The organism is Nitrospirota bacterium, assembly GCA_020846775.1.
In the GTDB taxonomy this organism is placed as follows: domain Bacteria; phylum Nitrospirota; class 9FT-COMBO-42-15; order HDB-SIOI813; family HDB-SIOI813; genus RBG-16-43-11.
In genome coordinates, this window is record JADLDG010000022.1 from 17,545 (window position 1) to 34,243 (window position 16,699).

Sequence of the window (16,699 nt, forward strand, 5' to 3'; positions counted from 1 at the left end):
CTTCTCTGGTTAATCAGAGTTAATCTTCCGGGCAGCCTCACCTAATGTAATACCACCCTTGTCCTGGTTTTCCATATACTCAGCAATTTCTGCCCTCTCCAGGTCCTTATGATATTCCTTTATTGATAACGCGATCTTTTTCTCTGCAGTATCAATCTTTGTTACCACGGCCCGTACCTCATCGCCTATCTTCATAACATCCTCAGCCCTCACAGGAGGTTCCACTCCGGATTCACTTACATGGATAAGACCCTCGACCCCCTCTGCGAGTTCAACAAATATTCCGAAGTCGGCAATTTTTATAATCCTGCAGTCAACCGTACTTCCAACGGCAAACTTATCCGGTATCTCATTTTGCCATGGGTCCCCGGCCAACTGTTTCAGACTTAATGAGATCCGCTGTTTTTCCTTATCAACTTTCACTACTACTGCCTGAACCTTCTGCCCTTTTTTGAGTACCTCAGATGGGTGTTTGATATGTTTCAGCCATGACATATCTGATATATGAATTAATCCGTCAATACCGTCCTCCAACCCTACAAAGGCCCCAAACTCCGTAAGGTTCCTCACCTTACCCTCTATTACTGTACCCGGGGTATATTTGCTCTCAACATGACTCCATGGATTTGCTTCCATCTGTTTCAACCCAAGGGATATTTTTCTGTTCTGTTTATCAATATTAAGGACTACAGCATTGACCTCATCTCCAGGTGAAACCACTTTTGATGGATGTTTAATATCTCCAGCCCATGACATATCTGATACATGTACCAGACCTTCCACACCATCTTCTACCAATACAAACGCACCATAGTCCGTAAGGCTCACTATCTTGCCCTGCAGCTTAGTGCCGACAGGGTACCTCTCTTCAACTGTTAACCACGGATCCAGTGTTTTCTGTTTATAACCAAGTGAAATCCTGCCGGTATCAGGATCATATTTCAATACCTTGACCGCAACCTTATCACCAACCTTGAATACCTCGGATGGATGCCCTATCCTGCCCCATGAGATGTCGGTAATATGCAACAGCCCGTCTACTCCACCAAGATCAACGAATACACCATAATCAGTAATATTTTTCACAAAACCATCAATAAGTTTCCCTTCTTCCATAGCCTCAAGGGTGCGCTCACGAATCTTCTCAACCTGCTCTTCTATCAATGCACGTCTCGATACAACAATATTTCCTCTCTTCTGATCAACCTTGATAATCTTGACCGGGCCTGTCTGACCAACCAGCCTGTCCAGGTCTTTTATAGGACGAACATCAATCTGCGAGCCTGGAAGGAATGCCTTTATGCCAATATCAACACTTAATCCTCCCTTTACCTTCCCAACGATCTTACCGTCTATAGATTTACCCTCTTTGAACAGCAGATCAATTCGCTCCCAAATCTTGCGTCTGTCAGCCTTCTCTTTGGAAAGACTGATGTTCCCTTCCGAGTCTTCCCGCTCCTGAATGTAAACAGCAATACTATCACCTATCTTGAGGTTCTGAAGCTCCCTGGATGAAAACTCAGAAACAGGCAGTATACCCTCAGACTTATATCCTACATCTACTAAAACGCATTCAGGTCTTATGGCAATAACCTCTCCGGTTATTATGCTCCCCTCCTCTATCCCCTGGAATGTCTGGTCGTACAGCTTCTGCATTTCGTTATCAGACGTAATATTATTCATTTCGTGGAAAAGCCCCTTTCAATAATTTTTGAGATACCTTAACATATTTGAACAAAATAGTAAACCTTGAATTTTATTATATTTATCCAGCTTCAAGTAAAGCGGCTATTTTGTCCATAATTTCCTGAGTAATTCTGGAATCTGCACCCTGTTTTTCAACCTTAGGAAGATTTACGCTGAAGTCGAGAGGCTTACCAAACCGTATCGTTACAGGATGCGGTCTTATTAACCAGCTTCCGGAGGGCATAGCCTTGTCAGTACCCTGAATGGCAGTGGGGACAACCTTCTTACCACTCATCCTTACTATAAACCCGACACCCGGTCTGCCAGGCTGTAATATTCCGTTAGGGCTTCTTGTACCCTCTGGATAAATAACAATCAGATTACCGGAATCAAGCTTCTTCATTATTTCACGCAATGCAGCCCTGTCAATCTTCTCCCGGTCTATTGCTATTCCTCCGAGTAAGCGAAACATGGTACCGACAACAGGAATGGAAAAAAGCTGCCTCTTCCCTACAAAATTTGCATGTCGGTTTAAACTGTAACTTAGTAGTGGTATATCCAGATAACTCAGATGATTGGCCGCTATTATAACCCCGCCAGATACCGGAATATTCTCAACACCTGATATCTTTATTCTAAAAAAAAGCCTGGCAAAGATGGAAATAATAAAAACGGCAATAGAATAGAGCATTCAGCCGACCATAATTGAAAATTAGATTGTTGGAATTTGATCTGACATATTAATTCTTGACCTGCGATGATTGAATTATCCTGCAAATATTGTCAACCACTTCGTCTAAACCAAGCCCGGTGGTATCTATCTCTGCAGCATCCTCAGCCTTTTTCAACGGGGCTAAGCTTCTCCCCTTATCATTTGAATCTCTTTCTTCTATTTTCTGTATGGTCTCGGTCAATTCAACATCAATGCCTTTTTCTCTGAGCTCCTTCCACCTTCTCCTCCCGCGCTCCGATATATCCGCATCTATGAAAAACTTAAATCTGGCATCAGGGAATACTATAGTCCCCATGTCTCTTCCCTCTATAACAACACCACCATATTTTTTTGCCCATCTCGATCCAGCTTCCCTCTGCAATTTTAAAAGATATTGGCGGACAGGTCCATAGGCAGATACAATGGATGACATCCTGCTCATCTCAGGAGTCCTTATCTCTGCAGTTATGTCCATACCGTCTACAATTATCACTTGCTCGCCCTCTGAAAGAGTTACTTCAAGCGTAGTATTTTCACATAGTTTTTCCATATTTTCTTTATTGCATTCTATACCGGCAGCATTTGCCTTCCACCCTATTGCCCTGTACATTGCGCCTGTATCAAGATATGCATAACCAAGCCTTTTTGCAAGTGCCCTGGCAACCGTACTCTTACCAGCCCCCACAGGGCCGTCTATAGCAATTATATTAATCCGACAATCCCCTTAACTCGTTGTTTTTAACTCATTGCTCCCTAATAGCCAATCTCATTCTATACAGATCCGATGCAGCATCTCCTCAAAACGCGGAAAAGATGTCTGTATGCACTCAGTGTCTTCAATAGTAATCCCGCCTTCAGCAACAAGCCCTGCTATTGCCATAGACATTGCTATCCGGTGATCACCATGGCTGTTACAAACAGCCCCTTTCAGCCTCCTGCCCCCGGTTATCTTCATGCCATCACCAAATGTCTCAACATCAACACCCATAGAGACAAGACACTGAGCCATGACAGCTATCCTGTCACTCTCCTTAACCCTTAGTTCTGCAGCATCCTTTATTATTGTTTCACCCTCAGCAACAGCTGCCGCTATGCAGATTACCGGTAGTTCATCAACAAGCCTTGGTATGATCTCTCCCCTTATCTCAGTCCCTTTTAATGGCGCCGAGACGACCCTGACATCTCCAACCGGTTCCCCTTCAGGGTCCCGGAGGTCAATGATCTCAATAGTTGCACCCATCTTCTTCAGCACATCAATAACCCCTGTCCTTGTGGGATTCAATCCAACATCCCTCACAATCACATCAGAACCCATTAATATAGACGCGCCAACCATAAAAAAGGCAGCTGAAGATATATCACCCGGGACATAGATATCCCGTGCAATAATTTTCTGACCGCTTTCTATTGTAATGACATTACCCTCTTTTTCCAGGATGATACCGAAATGTTTCAGCATACGTTCAGTGTGGTCTCTTGACTGTGGGATCTCCTCAACTGATGTCTTTCCACCTGCATACAATCCTGCAAACAGAAGGGCCGATTTTACCTGAGCACTTGATACAGTCAGTTTGTGATGAATACCCAGCAGATCGCCGCCCTTAATGGCAAGAGGAAGAAGATCTCCATCCCGCCGACCCTGGATATTTGCCCCCATATTCCTTAATGGACCCGCGACCCTCATCATAGGTCGCCGCCGAAGAGAACTGTCACCCGTCATTACAGAAAAGAAATCCTGGCCGGCCAGCAGGCCGCAAAGGAGTCTTGCACTGGTACCGGAGTTGCCCAGATACATCACATCTGCAGGTTCAGTAAGTCCGTAAAGACCCTTACCCTCTATCTTAACAGTGCTGCCGCTGTTGTCTTCGATAGAAACACCCATCGCCCTGAATGCATTCATCGTCGCCCTGCAGTCATCTGACGGAAGAAAGTTTGTTACGCTTGTGACTCCATTTGCTATTGAACCAAGGATTATGGACCTGTGAGAGACAGACTTGTCTCCCTGGACCGTCACCTCACCAATCAGACGCCTTACCGGCTTTATTGTCATTACGCTCATCTGCTGTCTTTAGAGCCTCTCCCGTACAAGCCTTGCCCGCTCAAACTCGTTGTACAATCCGTCTGCATTATCACTCTCGATAAACGATTTGATTCTCGCTATACTGACCTCATATCTGTCCAGCATATCAAGGATGTTTTTCTTGTTCATCAGACATATATCCCGCCACATTTCAGGATGGCTTGCTGCTATCCGGGTAAAATCCCTGAATCCGCCTGCAGAGTATGAGATGATCCCGTCTGACTCATTTTCAAGCTCAAGAAGTGTATTTACCAGTGCATACGCTATGACATGCGGCAGATGGCTGACAGCAGCAAAGACATGGTCATGGGCATCAGGGGTCATTCGCAAAACCCTGGCCCCCGCAGCCTCCCACATCTTCTGAACAGCATTTACAGCATCAGGATTTGTCCGCGGGGTAGGTGTCAAAATACACCTTGCATCCTGAAACAGTTGGGCGAATGCAGCCTTTACACCGGACTTCTCTTTGCCTGCAATCGGGTGGCCGGCGACAAAATATGTTCCTTCAGGTAATATATCTTCTATTTCTGTGAGAGGGCCCTTGACACTACCGACATCCGTTACAATTGCCCCTGGAGCCAGATGAGGGGCTATCTCCTGCGCCAGTTTTATCAGGCTTCTGACAGGGGTAGCAAGTATGACAAGATCTGCCCCCTTAACAGCATCTTCAGCCTTAAAGCTATAACTATCTATAGCCTTCAGGGCAACGGCATCCCGCAGGTTTGCCTCACTCCGTCCGACCCCGACAACCTCTGATACAATCCCGTTGGCCCTGCAGACCAGTGCAAGAGAGCCACCAATCAGTCCCACACCTATAATAACCATTTTCCGGAAATGGGGCAGGGGACTCATATCTCTCTGCCAATCGCCTGGGCTATAAGCCTCAGCTGCCTCATCATCTCTTTAAATACAGAGATCTTCAGGGACTGCTCACCATCCGAAAGGGCATTCTCAGGGTTCGGGTGTATCTCGACAAGTATCCCATCAGCGCCTGCTGCCACGGCAGCCCGTGCCATTGGAGTAACGAGGTCCCACTTTCCTACTCCATGGCTCGGATCAACAATAACCGGTAAATGGGTCAACTGCTTTAATACAGGTACGGCGCTTAAGTCGAGTGTATTTCTCGTTGCTGTCTCGAAGGTACGAATACCACGCTCGCATAGTATAACCTTATGATTACCCCTGGACATGATATACTCAGCTGACATCAGGAACTCTTTTATTGTAGCCGACAATCCCCTCTTTAATATTACAGGCTTGTCGTAATTGCCCACCTCCTGCAGTAACCTGAAGTTCTGCATATTCCTGGCGCCAATCTGAATGACATCTGTAAATTCATTTACCATCTCCAGATCCCGCGGATCCATGAGCTCCGTAACCACTCTAAGGCCGGTCTTTTCTCTCGCCTCAGCCAGGTATTTAAGTCCTTCAAGCCCCAGACCCTGGAAGGTGTATGGGGAAGTACGTGGTTTGAACGCCCCGCCTCTTATAAACATACCCCCCTCATCCTTAATCTCTTTAGCAATCCCGATCAGCATCTCCCGGTCTTCTACTGCACAAGGCCCTGCAATCAATTGAATCTTCTTGTCACCGATCAAAGCGCCATTAATATCAATAATAGAATTATCAGCATGGAATTCCCTGCTCGCAAGTTTATATGGCTTGAGGATGGGAACAACCTTCTCTACACCTGGAAATGCGCCAATAGGCTGATCCACAAGCACCCGCTCATCTCCGATTGCTCCAAGGACTGTTCGCTCCTTCCCCTTTGATACATGAACTGCAAGGCCAAGCGCCTCAAGCTTTTCTTTTACATGAGAAATCTGTTCATCTGTAGCATCAGGTCTCAAAACAATTATCATGGAACTTCCTCCTGTTATTTTCCCAACACCTTCCGAAGCAGCTCAACAAACTTCCTGTTCTCCTCCGGCAATCCAATAGTAACCCTCAGATTAGCCCCGCCCATGTGCCTGATTATAATCCCTTCCTTCAACATGGCATTGAAGATAGCGCCCCCGTCTTTGCCGGCACGAAAGTAAATAAAATTTGCCTCCGTAGGTATAAAGTTAATCCCCATCGAGTCAAACTCTTTGTATAAATATTCCTTTCCTTCCCTGTTTATCCTGCGACTCTCTTCAACATGCGCATCATCTCCCAGAGCAGCAAGAGCCCCTGCCTGAGCAAGTGCATTAGTGTTAAAAGGCTGTCTCACCCTGTTCATCATGTCAGCCATCTCAACAGTCGTAAGCCCATATCCTATGCGCAGCCCTGCCAGTCCATAGATCTTTGAGAAGGTGCGCAGTATAGCGACATTATGCCCCTCATTCAGATAGTTCAGGGAATCGGGATACTTATCCGAAGTCACATACTCAGCATAAGCCTCATCAAAGACGATCATGACATCCTGTGGAACTTCACTCATGAAGTCTCTTACCTCCTGAGCCGTTGACATCGTACCGGTTGGGTTGTTCGGATTGGCTATGAAGACAAGGCGTGTCCTTGAGTTTATCTTTCCCGCTATTGCCTTCAGATCAAATCGTTCTTCTTTCATCGGCACAGTGATAATATTTCCGTTTGCCGCAGTCATAATCAGCCTGTAAACAGAAAAAGTATTTTCCGATGTAACCGCATTATCGCCAGGGGAGACCAAAGTCCTGATAAGAAGTTCGATAATCTCGTTTGAACCATTACCAAGCATTACCGACTCAAAAGGCAAGCCCCATTTTTCTGCAAGCGCCCGTCTGAGATAGAACCCTCCACCATCAGGGTATATGTGTACCTTTTTATCCAGGCATCCCTTTATAGCTTCAATCGCCTTACGCGATGCCCCGAGCGGATTCTCATTAGATGCAAGTTTGATTACCCCCTTAATCCCGAGCTCCCTCTCAAGCTCTTCAATGGGCTTGCCAGGCTGGTACGGCACAAGGTTCTTTATGTTGTCGCTGACATACTTAAGCATGACGATTATTAGCTTTCTTTCTATCTCATTGTTCACTACTCATTGCTCATTGCTTCTTTTACTCTCCGACCGGATAAGACCCCAGCACTTTAAGAAAGGTACACTGCTGCTCAAGCTCATCCAATGCCTTCTTTATCTTCTCATCCTCAATATGCCCCTCAATATCAACAAAGAAGATATACTCCCACATTTTCTTTCTCGACGGACGCGACTCAATCTTTGTAAGATTTATCCCGCAATCGGTAAATATCTTAAGACAATTGTGGAGGGCCCCGACCTTATCCTTAATTGAAAACATTACTGAGGTCTTGTCCTTTCCGCTCTTCGGCTCGTGATTCTTTGCTATAACCAGAAAACGGGTAAAGTTGCTGGAATAATCCTCAATGTGGCTCCTGATTATCTTAAGGCCGTACAATTGTGCTGCCAGCTCGCTCGCAATAGCGGCCGCTGAAGAATCTTCCACACACATTTCAGCTGCACGTGCAGTACTGGATACCTCAACAACAGGGATATTAACGAGGTTTTTCTCTATCCACCCTGAACACTGCGCAATCGGCTGCGGATGAGAATATACACACTTTATGTCCGCTATGTTACCTGTCAGAGAGAGCAGATGATGACTCACCTCCTGCAGGATCTCCGACGATATCTTGAGGTTAGAGTCTATAAACATGTCGAGGGTGTGATTCACGACGCCTTCTGTGGAATTTTCTATGGGGACAACACCATAATCAGCAAGACCTTTCTCGACCTCTGTAAAAACCTCTTTAATGCTGTTCACAGGTATATGGTCGGAAAAGACCCCGAACTGTTTCATACATGCAAGATATGTGAATGTAGCCTTTGGCCCGAGATACGCCACTTTAAGAGGCTGCTCTAATGACAGAGATGCAGACATTATCTCCCTGAAAACAACTCTGATAGCCTCCTTTGGAAAGGGACCATGATTCTCTTTCTCAAGCCGCTCATATATTTCCCTCTCCCTCTGCGGAACATGAGCCACCATTTTCTCTTCCTTCTTGATCTTACCAATCTCAATAGCAGCTTTTGCCCGCTCGTTCAGCAATCTCAGGATCTCAGAGTCAATATTGTCTATACCCTGACGCAACTTATCAAGTTCTTTCATAGTGGGATATGATAGCGTATTCTATAGGTGTTTGCAATAAGCAAGGATGTTAATTGGATGGTTTGGCTTGCCTGAGATCATAATAAGCACTCGCAGGGCGCCCCTTCAGGAAGTTTTTCATAATCTGCATAGGTGTAAACCCCTATAGCAGGCTCCCCTGCTCTGTTTCTCCAGGTTTAATTATTCCAAAGTGCCTGTATGCATTCGGTGTTGCGAGACGTCCGCGCGGTGTCCGGTGCAGGAAACCCTCCTGGATCAGGAATGGTTCGTATACATCTTCTATCGTATCCTTGTCTTCGCTGATTGCGGCAGAAATGGTCTCAAGCCCGACGGGACCTCCGCCGAATTTCTCGATGATCGTCAGGAGGAGTTTTCGGTCCATAATATCAAAACCCCGTTCATCAATCTCAAGCATGCCAAGGGCCATTTTAGCTACATCTCTCGTTATGATACTGTCTGCCTTGACTTGTGCATAATCCCTGACCCGCCTCAGCAAACGGTTTGCTATCCTGGGTGTCCCCCGTGAGCGGCGGGCAATCTCATCTGCACCGCTGTCATCAAGATGAACATCAAGTATATTTGCGGAACGCCGTAGTATCATCCGCAACTCCTCCGGTTTGTAGAAGTCGAGTCTCGTTATAATCCCGAACCTGTCCCTTAATGGTGATGTAAGAAGACCGCTCCTGGTTGTTGCGCCAATCAATGTAAATCTCGGTATATCCAGTTTAATCGTCCTTGCAGAGGGTCCCTGACCTATAATAATATCTATCTGATAATCCTCCATGGCAGGATACAGGATCTCTTCTATAGCAGTGTTTAACCTGTGGATCTCATCAATAAAGAGCACTTCATTTTTCTGAAGATTTGTCAGTATTGCAGCAAGGTCCCCCTGTCTTTCTATGGCCGGACCTGATGTGGCCTTTATGCCGACCCCAAGCTCCCTTGAAATAATATATGCAAGCGTTGTCTTGCCAAGACCAGGAGGGCCGTAAAAAAGGACATGATCAAGTGCCTCTGAACGTCTCCTGGCGGCCTCAATAAATATATTGAGATTTTCCTTTACCTTTTCCTGGCCAATGTATTCGGACAAGGTAGGCGGGCGCAGCGTCGCCTCGTACCGTTTTTCTTCTTCTTCCAATTGCGCTGTAATTATGCGGTCCTGCATATAACCTCTCAAATCCCCCCTTCCCCCCCTTTTCTAAAGGGGGGGAACCAATTTCCCCCTTTGAAAAAGGGGGATTAAGGGGGATTTTCATCTAATCAATGTTTTTAACGCTTCCCTGATCAGCAACTCAACCGTAATATCCCTGTTCTGACCCAGCACCTTTCTGATTACCTCATAAGCCTGCGCCCTCGGATAGCCAAGATTCACGAGTGCAGACAGGGCATCAGCCGAGATTGAATGATCCAGATGGGGCTCACCCTCTGCACTGCTCATTGCAGGTAGTTTTTCCTTAAGCTCAAGGATTATCCTGGCAGCTGTTTTCTTACCTACTCCTGGTATCATGCTCAATCTCTTGACATCCTCACTCTCTACAATCTTCAACAGATCGGACAGTGATGAACCGGACAGTAAATTAAGACCCATCTTTGGACCAACGCCTGATATCGTAAGGAGTGTTATAAAAAAGTCTCTTTCCTCCGCGCTTAAAAAACCATAGAGGAGTATCGCATCTTCACGAACATGCGTATAAGTTTGCAGTATAATCTCTGCATTATCATGTGGCAATCTCGTGAATGTAGTCAGGGGAATAAAGACCTTATACCCGACCCCGTTTACATCTACAACTGCATACTGTGGTGACTTAACGACAAGATGTCCGCGGAGATGTGCAATCATCGCAGTTCTCTGAACTTATACGAATTTAAATAGCATATGGCAACAGCAAGCGCATCTGAGGCATGGTGTGATTTGGGGGGGGTCTCCATCCTGAGTATCTTCCGGATCATCTGCTGCACCTGCTCCTTCTTTGCCGCACCATAACCGACGACCGATTGTTTAACTTCAAGTGGCGTGTATTCAAACAGAGGTATCCCGGCATTAACGGATGTCAGCATAATTACCCCGTTAACCTGAGATAATCTGACCAGTGTCTGCACGTTCTTTGAATAAAATCCCTTTTCAATCACTACTGCATCAGGTTTGTTAGCCTGGATAATTTTTTCAATTTCAGTATATATTTGCTGAAGCCGGCTACAAATATGAGCCTTCTGCGGGAACTGTATCGTACCGGAAGTTACATGGAATAGCTGATTGTCCTCTTCATCTACGAGGCCATAACCTGTTGCAACAGTGCCAGGATCTACCCCCAACGCACGCATGTGAACTCCTTTAATGATGGGGTCAGGTCTTGAATTTTGATGTAGAAACAACATCAAAATTCAAGACCTGACCCCATTATTAAATATTTTCCAGCACTTCGTCTCTTACAATAATATTGGAATACACATTCTGCACATCATCATTGTCTTCAAGCGCCTCAATCAGCCTTAAAACCTGGGCAGCGCCCTTGTCGTCCAGTTCCATATAGTTCTGTGGAAGCATTGTGACCTCAGACAGGGCTACTGTTATTCCTCCATCTTCTATCATCTTCTTAACAGTTTCCAGATCTCCAGGGGATGTAATAACCTCGAAGTTATCCCCATCACGTCTCATATCCTCCGCACCGGCCTCTACTATTATGTTCATCAATTTTTCTTCATCAACCTTCCCGCCTTCCACCACAATATAGCCCTTCTTATCAAACATCCATGAGACACAGCCGGCCTCACCCATATTGCCTCCGTGCTTACCGAAGATGTGCCGTATCTCAGGTACCGTACGGTTTCTGTTATCAGTCATGATTGTCGCAATTACAGCAACACCACCAGGGCCGTATCCCTCGAAAACAGCCTCCTCATACGATACCCCAGGAAGTTCTCCGGTACCTTTTTGTATCGCCTTCTTTATATTATCTGCCGGCATATTGGCCTCTTTTGCCTTCTGAATAACAGTACGCAGCCTGGCATTTCCTTCCGGATCACCGCCGCCAATCCTTGCAGCAACAGTTATTTCCTTTATTATCTTCGTAAATATCTTTCCCCTTTTTGAGTCTATAGCCGCCTTCTTATGTTTTGTAGTAGCCCATTTTGAATGACCAGACATCTTACTCCCCTCCTTTTACCCCAATCTCCTTTGGCTCATAGTCTGAGATTTCTATTTCTTTAATCCTGATCTTACTGCCTTCCTTAGTTGTCACTACCCTGAGTTTAACATTCAGGGCAACGTCCAGTATCCCTTCCATCAAAGTATCTGTAATCCTCGTTATCTCCGGGACAGGTTTGCCAAGCTCTATACTCTCCATAGTAACACGAGTATCAGGGCCCCCCAGGCCCTCTGTCTTTTTTCCTGAAGCATTGACAGATTTGTCAGAGTCTACCCAATTTCTTAAATCCTCTCTTCTCTCCTGCCTGATTTCCCCTGATGCTGACGAAGCAGATACCGGCGTTTCAGCCTCTGTCCCCTCCCTTGGGACAGGTACCCTCTTTCTGGGTCGTCCCGTCTCGATCATCTCCCTTAGATCTCCGAGCACCAGCTTACTGATAGCAGTCAGCGTTTCAAGAACACCGTCACCTGAAGAAGCAGCGGCGGAAAAGTATGGAAGGCCGCGGCTGTTTAATGTCTTGTCAAGCACCTCTACCGGCAATACATTTGGCAGATCTCTTTTATTGTACTGAAGCACCACAGGGAAGTCATTAATATTGATCCCATGGTCTGCAAGGTTCTTTTTTAGATTGTAGAGGCTCTCCAGATTGGAATCCATCATCCCATCCTGTGAGTCAGCGACAAAGACGACTCCATCAGCGCCTTTTAACACAAGCTTTCTGGTTGCGTTGTAAAACACCTGTCCTGGGACAGTGTAAAGATGAAACCTCATCTTATATCCCTTGATCTCACCGGCCTCAAGGGGGAAGAAATCAAAAAAGAGTGTACGGTCTGAATAAGTAGGAAGGGTTATAAGTTTACCTTTCTTTTCGGGGACTATTTTCTCATAGATACACTTGATATTAGTCGTCTTACCAGACAGCCCCGGTCCGTAATAAACTATTTTTGCATTTATTTCCCGTGAGGTATAATTGAATAATGCCATAGAGTAACAGTAAAACTCAATATTGTTAACTAGTCAGATAGTTTTATCAGAAAACGACAAGAAGTGTCAACCTGCGATTTTGTGCTGTAAATTTATGGCCTTAACAAGTGATGTGACCGTACAATTGACCGGTGTTGGCACATTATGTTTTGCACCCTCCCGGCAAATATAACCATTAAAGAAATCAATCTCTGTCGGTTTACCCTTGAGAAAGTCCTCATACATGGAGGTATGATAACCACGCAGCTTCTGCGTAACGTTTATCTGTTCGTCCATAAGGCCGGCATCAATGAAAATACCTTTTTTATCTGCAACTGCCCTGATCTCCTCAAATATCTTAAATGCCACATCCAGCGCATCCACTGAATCAAGGATATTGTCGAGAGGGCCGTTCAGGATAACTGACACTGGATTAAATACAGCATTCCAGCAGAGTTTCTCCCATTTTGCCCTTAAGATATCCATTGACAGCTTCGTGCGTATTCCAGCATTCTTAAACAGAGTTACAACAGTCCTGACACGTTCACTCTCAGAGCCATCCAGCTCTCCTATTGCAAGGGAACCGGCCCCGATGTGATTAATGACTCCGGGTTCCTCAATCTTTGAAGCAAGAAAGGCAACACCTCCAATGACGTTGGCATCAGGGTAGCGGCGGAGGATGTCATCCTCACCATCAATACCATTCTGGATCGTCAGTATTATAGTATCTTTCGTAATAACGAACCGGATGGCATCAAGCACCTTTTCCGTGTCATATCGTTTAACTGCTATTATGATAAGGTCGCACGGACAAAGGTCCTGAGGGTCCGTTGATACCGGAGGCATGAAATTCCACACCTCTCCCCTGCTCTTCACAGTAAGCCCTTTTGCTTTCAGGATAGGAAGAGAGCGGGGAGTTACAAGAAAGGAGACCTTTGCACCTGCCCTCATCAAGACAGCGCCATAGTAACCGCCGACTCCTCCTGCACCAACCATTAGTATGTTCATTGACTGCCTCACTTTCCACCCAACTCTATTTCACGCATTGTTTTGATTAATGAAAAGCTTAATTAGCCATGAGGGAGTTCCAATCAACATGATCTGTATTAGCGGAGAACGAATATAAATACCTCATGTGTCAAGGGACTATTATGGTATCTCCAGGCCTTAGCATGATATTTGCCCGCATATTTGTACCGGCAACAATATCAGAATATCTAATCGAGACCCGGTTTCCCTCCGGATTCAAGGAACTTTTTCGTATAATGATTATTTTATCCTTATTTGCCCACTGGGTAAATCCTCCTGCCAGCGAGATTGCCTGCGTTATAGTGGTATCACTTCGTAAAGGATATTTCCCCGGCTTTACAATCTCCCCGGAGATAAAGATGGACTTGCTGTTTGATTCTTTAACGATAATAGAGACAATCGGCTCCTGCTTGAATTCTTTCAGCTTTGCTTGTATATCTTCTTTTAACTCAGTCGGCGTTCGTCCATCAGCCCGTACTTCACCTATCAGGGGTAGAGATATCATGCCGTCGGGACGGACAATTATTGAAAGTGAAAGTTCAGGCGACTTCCATACAGAGATGTCAAGTAAATCTTCCTTTCCAATGACATAATCACCTTCTGTGTTCTTATCATAGTCTATAGATGAGATCTTGATTTTGTCATTCTCATAAACAAATCGTATAACTGCATTTCCGCTTGAAGGCACTGCGATGCCGTTAGTTTTAGCTACGAGGGTTTTATTGTATATGGCATCAACAACCGCCGAATCTCCGGTCTTTTTTATGTCTGATATCTCGAATTCATATGCTGAAACAATATTATTTGAGATCATTTCAGCGTAGTTTGCCCGGATTTTATCAACCGGATCGCTGCCATTTTCAAGGGCTGTCTTGGTAAAGAATGACATGTATTCGTCAGCAAAACCTTTTTTATAGGCTAAAGAAAAAGACTTTATAATATCAATTAAATCACCGTCACGCATATTGTTCCTGCCAGATGAAGTCCCTGCAGACTCAGCTTTGGAAGGCAGAAAATGAAAGCTGCATAAAGATAAAACGATGAGAGTGATTATTATTTTATGTCGCATATAAACAAGGTTATAAACGATGGAAGGCATGACTCCCCGTAATTTGTAGATACAAGAATAGGATATTAGCCGGAAAATGTCAACACAAAGGAGATTATAAGTTAAACCTCGTCACGAGAATAGAGATTTGCAAGACATCACACTGATAATGTAATATGATAGATAAATGAAAGATATCATGATTGCGCGTCATTCAGGTTTTTGTTTCGGTGTTAGAGAGGCTATAAATAAGGCTACTGAGGTGGCCGCATCATCTTCCCTTCCTACTATGACATACGGTCCATTGATCCATAATCCTCAGGAAATAGATCGTCTAAAAAAAGACTACGGTATCGAACCCATCAGTGATCTCGACAAATATAAAGAGGGCAACCTTGTAATAAGGGCTCATGGCGTACCTCCGGATGATTTTAACAGGGCACAGACTAATGATCTTAATATCGTCGATGCTACATGCAGGTTTGTAAAAGATGTTCAGGATTATGCGGTAGAGTTCTGCAGAAGGGGATATGAGTTATTTGTCGTAGGGGATGAGATGCATGCCGAGGTTCGAGGAATCGTAGGGCATGCTCATCACGAAGTAGCAGATTGTACGATTTACGTGGTTTCAGACCTGGAGCAAATTATAGAGAAAAGGCCTCTGCGCCCTGCGATAGTCTTTCAGACTACCCAGGAATTTACAAAATTCAAAAAGATAGAACAGTACATTAAGTCAAACAACCTGAAGTGGAAGATCAGGAATACTATTTGTGGTGCGACCAGGAGTAATCAATATGCGGCAGATGAACTGGCAAGGATGGTAGATCTGATGCTGGTCGTTGGGGGCAGGAATAGCGGAAATACAAAGAGGCTTGCCGAAATATGTTCCAGACACGTACACACTGAACATGTAGAGACTGCAGATGAACTGAAACCTGAATGGTTTAACGGCATAGTTAAAGTTGGAATAACAGCGGGCGCCTCGACTCCCCAATGGCTTATTGATGATGTGACAGATAAGATAGAAGAAATGGAGGAATAAATGACATTAAAGATAAATGAAGACAAGCTCATTAAGTTTGCTGTACAGGGCAGCGTGGTCTACCCCAAGTGTTTTGGCTGGGAGCTTACAAGTACCGGAGTGAGCCTTATGCTTCCGAGTGTTGGAGGAATAACCTATAATGTTAAAGTTGGCGACCCGGTATTTGGTCTGGCAGGCGACCATATTGAGCCGTGCGTCTCTCTGAGCAGTGACCCCAAAGAACCAAACAAAGACCCCAACCGTGCCTTTAACACATTTTCCTGCATTGGTAATGAGGCTGTCGTCATTTCCGGAGATGCAAAAGGCGCTAAGGGGATTGTAACAGGGCATCACGGCGGGGTAGAACATGTAATCGCAGACTTTGATGACGAGACACTGGAGAAACTCACTCAGGATGACAAGCTGCTGATACGTGCCTATGGTCAGGGGCTCTCCCTCACAGATTATCCGGAAATAAAGCTCTTCAGCCTCTCACCTGATGTCCTGAAAAAGTTAGGACTGGCTGCGGAAGCGGACGGCAGGATTGAAGTACCGGTGACTGCATTAGTTCCCGGCAAATTGATGGGTTCAGGTCTGGGGCATAACGATGTTTACAAGGGAGACTACGACATTCAAACGTCGGACGCTGAGGCGATAAAAAGGCTTAAACTTGATGTCTTACGGCTTGGGGACATTGTTGCAATACAGGACCATGATTCCAGTTATGGATGGACCTACAGGGAAGGAGCTGTTACTATCGGCATTGTGATACATACTGACAGTTACCTTGCAGGTCATGGCCCCGGTGTACAGACTATAATGACTTCGGGTAAGGCCCTGATCGTCCCTAAGATTGATCCTGATGCAAACCTTGGCAAATATCTCGGCATCGGGCGCTGGCGGTAAGGTTAAATAGTCGCTGTCCCTAT

The 16,699-nt window shown here is 45.3% G+C and carries 16 protein-coding genes and 1 pseudogene; 2 read left to right on the top strand and 15 right to left on the bottom strand.

Annotated elements, in window-relative coordinates; genetic code table 11:
- Nucleotides 1-9 precede the first annotated feature (9 nt).
- The 15 genes and pseudogenes from IT392_02320 to IT392_02390 form a co-directional block, all read right to left on the bottom strand.
- Nucleotides 10-1,683, bottom strand: coding sequence for a 30S ribosomal protein S1 (locus IT392_02320; protein MCC6543321.1), 1,674 nt, complete (start codon nt 1,681-1,683; stop codon nt 10-12).
- A gap of 82 nt (nt 1,684-1,765) precedes the next feature.
- The gene (locus IT392_02325; GenBank protein MCC6543322.1) at nt 1,766-2,377 is read right to left on the bottom strand and encodes a 1-acyl-sn-glycerol-3-phosphate acyltransferase; all 612 of its coding nucleotides are present in this window, start codon (nt 2,375-2,377) and stop codon (nt 1,766-1,768) included.
- Between the two features lie 49 nt (nt 2,378-2,426).
- Nucleotides 2,427-3,110, bottom strand: coding sequence for a (d)CMP kinase (locus IT392_02330; protein ID MCC6543323.1), 684 nt, complete (start codon nt 3,108-3,110; stop codon nt 2,427-2,429).
- Between the two features lie 54 nt (nt 3,111-3,164).
- Nucleotides 3,165-4,457, bottom strand: a complete 1,293-nt coding sequence (aroA, locus tag IT392_02335) for a 3-phosphoshikimate 1-carboxyvinyltransferase (GenBank protein ID MCC6543324.1) — start codon at nt 4,455-4,457, stop codon at nt 3,165-3,167.
- Between the two features lie 9 nt (nt 4,458-4,466).
- Nucleotides 4,467-5,330: a prephenate dehydrogenase/arogenate dehydrogenase family protein gene (locus IT392_02340; protein MCC6543325.1), complete on the bottom strand. Its 864-nt coding sequence runs from the start codon at nt 5,328-5,330 to the stop codon at nt 4,467-4,469.
- Nucleotides 5,327-6,340, bottom strand: coding sequence for a 3-deoxy-7-phosphoheptulonate synthase (gene aroF / locus IT392_02345; protein ID MCC6543326.1), 1,014 nt, complete (start codon nt 6,338-6,340; stop codon nt 5,327-5,329). Before aroF ends, IT392_02340 begins: the two co-directional genes overlap by 4 nt.
- Before the next feature lie 14 nt (nt 6,341-6,354).
- Nucleotides 6,355-7,437, bottom strand: a complete 1,083-nt coding sequence (locus IT392_02350; GenBank protein ID MCC6543327.1) for a histidinol-phosphate transaminase — start codon at nt 7,435-7,437, stop codon at nt 6,355-6,357.
- Between the two features lie 58 nt (nt 7,438-7,495).
- Entirely contained in the window at nt 7,496-8,563 is a 1,068-nt protein-coding gene (pheA, locus tag IT392_02355) for a prephenate dehydratase (GenBank protein MCC6543328.1), read from the bottom strand.
- 142 nt (nt 8,564-8,705) lie between these two features.
- Nucleotides 8,706-9,728: a Holliday junction branch migration DNA helicase RuvB gene (ruvB, locus tag IT392_02360; GenBank protein MCC6543329.1), complete on the bottom strand. Its 1,023-nt coding sequence runs from the start codon at nt 9,726-9,728 to the stop codon at nt 8,706-8,708.
- 87 nt (nt 9,729-9,815) lie between these two features.
- A complete protein-coding gene (gene ruvA, locus IT392_02365; GenBank protein ID MCC6543330.1) occupies nt 9,816-10,403 on the bottom strand; it encodes a Holliday junction branch migration protein RuvA in 588 nt (195 codons plus the stop codon).
- Entirely contained in the window at nt 10,400-10,885 is a 486-nt protein-coding gene (gene ruvC, locus IT392_02370) for a crossover junction endodeoxyribonuclease RuvC (GenBank protein MCC6543331.1), read from the bottom strand. Before ruvC ends, ruvA begins: the two co-directional genes overlap by 4 nt.
- A gap of 79 nt (nt 10,886-10,964) precedes the next feature.
- The gene (locus IT392_02375; protein ID MCC6543332.1) at nt 10,965-11,708 is read right to left on the bottom strand and encodes a YebC/PmpR family DNA-binding transcriptional regulator; all 744 of its coding nucleotides are present in this window, start codon (nt 11,706-11,708) and stop codon (nt 10,965-10,967) included.
- Between the two features lie 406 nt (nt 11,709-12,114).
- Nucleotides 12,115-12,693, bottom strand: a pseudogene (locus IT392_02380) (gliding-motility protein MglA).
- Between the two features lie 66 nt (nt 12,694-12,759).
- Complete coding sequence (locus tag IT392_02385) at nt 12,760-13,680, bottom strand: ketopantoate reductase family protein (protein MCC6543333.1); 921 nt, start codon at nt 13,678-13,680, stop codon at nt 12,760-12,762.
- A 130-nt stretch (nt 13,681-13,810) separates the two neighbouring features.
- A complete protein-coding gene (locus IT392_02390; GenBank protein MCC6543334.1) occupies nt 13,811-14,665 on the bottom strand; it encodes a polysaccharide biosynthesis/export family protein in 855 nt (284 codons plus the stop codon).
- A 271-nt stretch (nt 14,666-14,936) separates the two neighbouring features.
- Between IT392_02390 and ispH the strand changes: the two genes are divergently transcribed.
- Together ispH and IT392_02400 are read left to right on the top strand one after the other, a co-directional pair.
- Entirely contained in the window at nt 14,937-15,791 is an 855-nt protein-coding gene (ispH, locus tag IT392_02395) for a 4-hydroxy-3-methylbut-2-enyl diphosphate reductase (protein ID MCC6543335.1), read from the top strand.
- Nucleotides 15,792-16,676, top strand: coding sequence for a DUF4438 domain-containing protein (locus IT392_02400; protein ID MCC6543336.1), 885 nt, complete (start codon nt 15,792-15,794; stop codon nt 16,674-16,676).
- Nucleotides 16,677-16,699 lie beyond the last annotated feature (23 nt).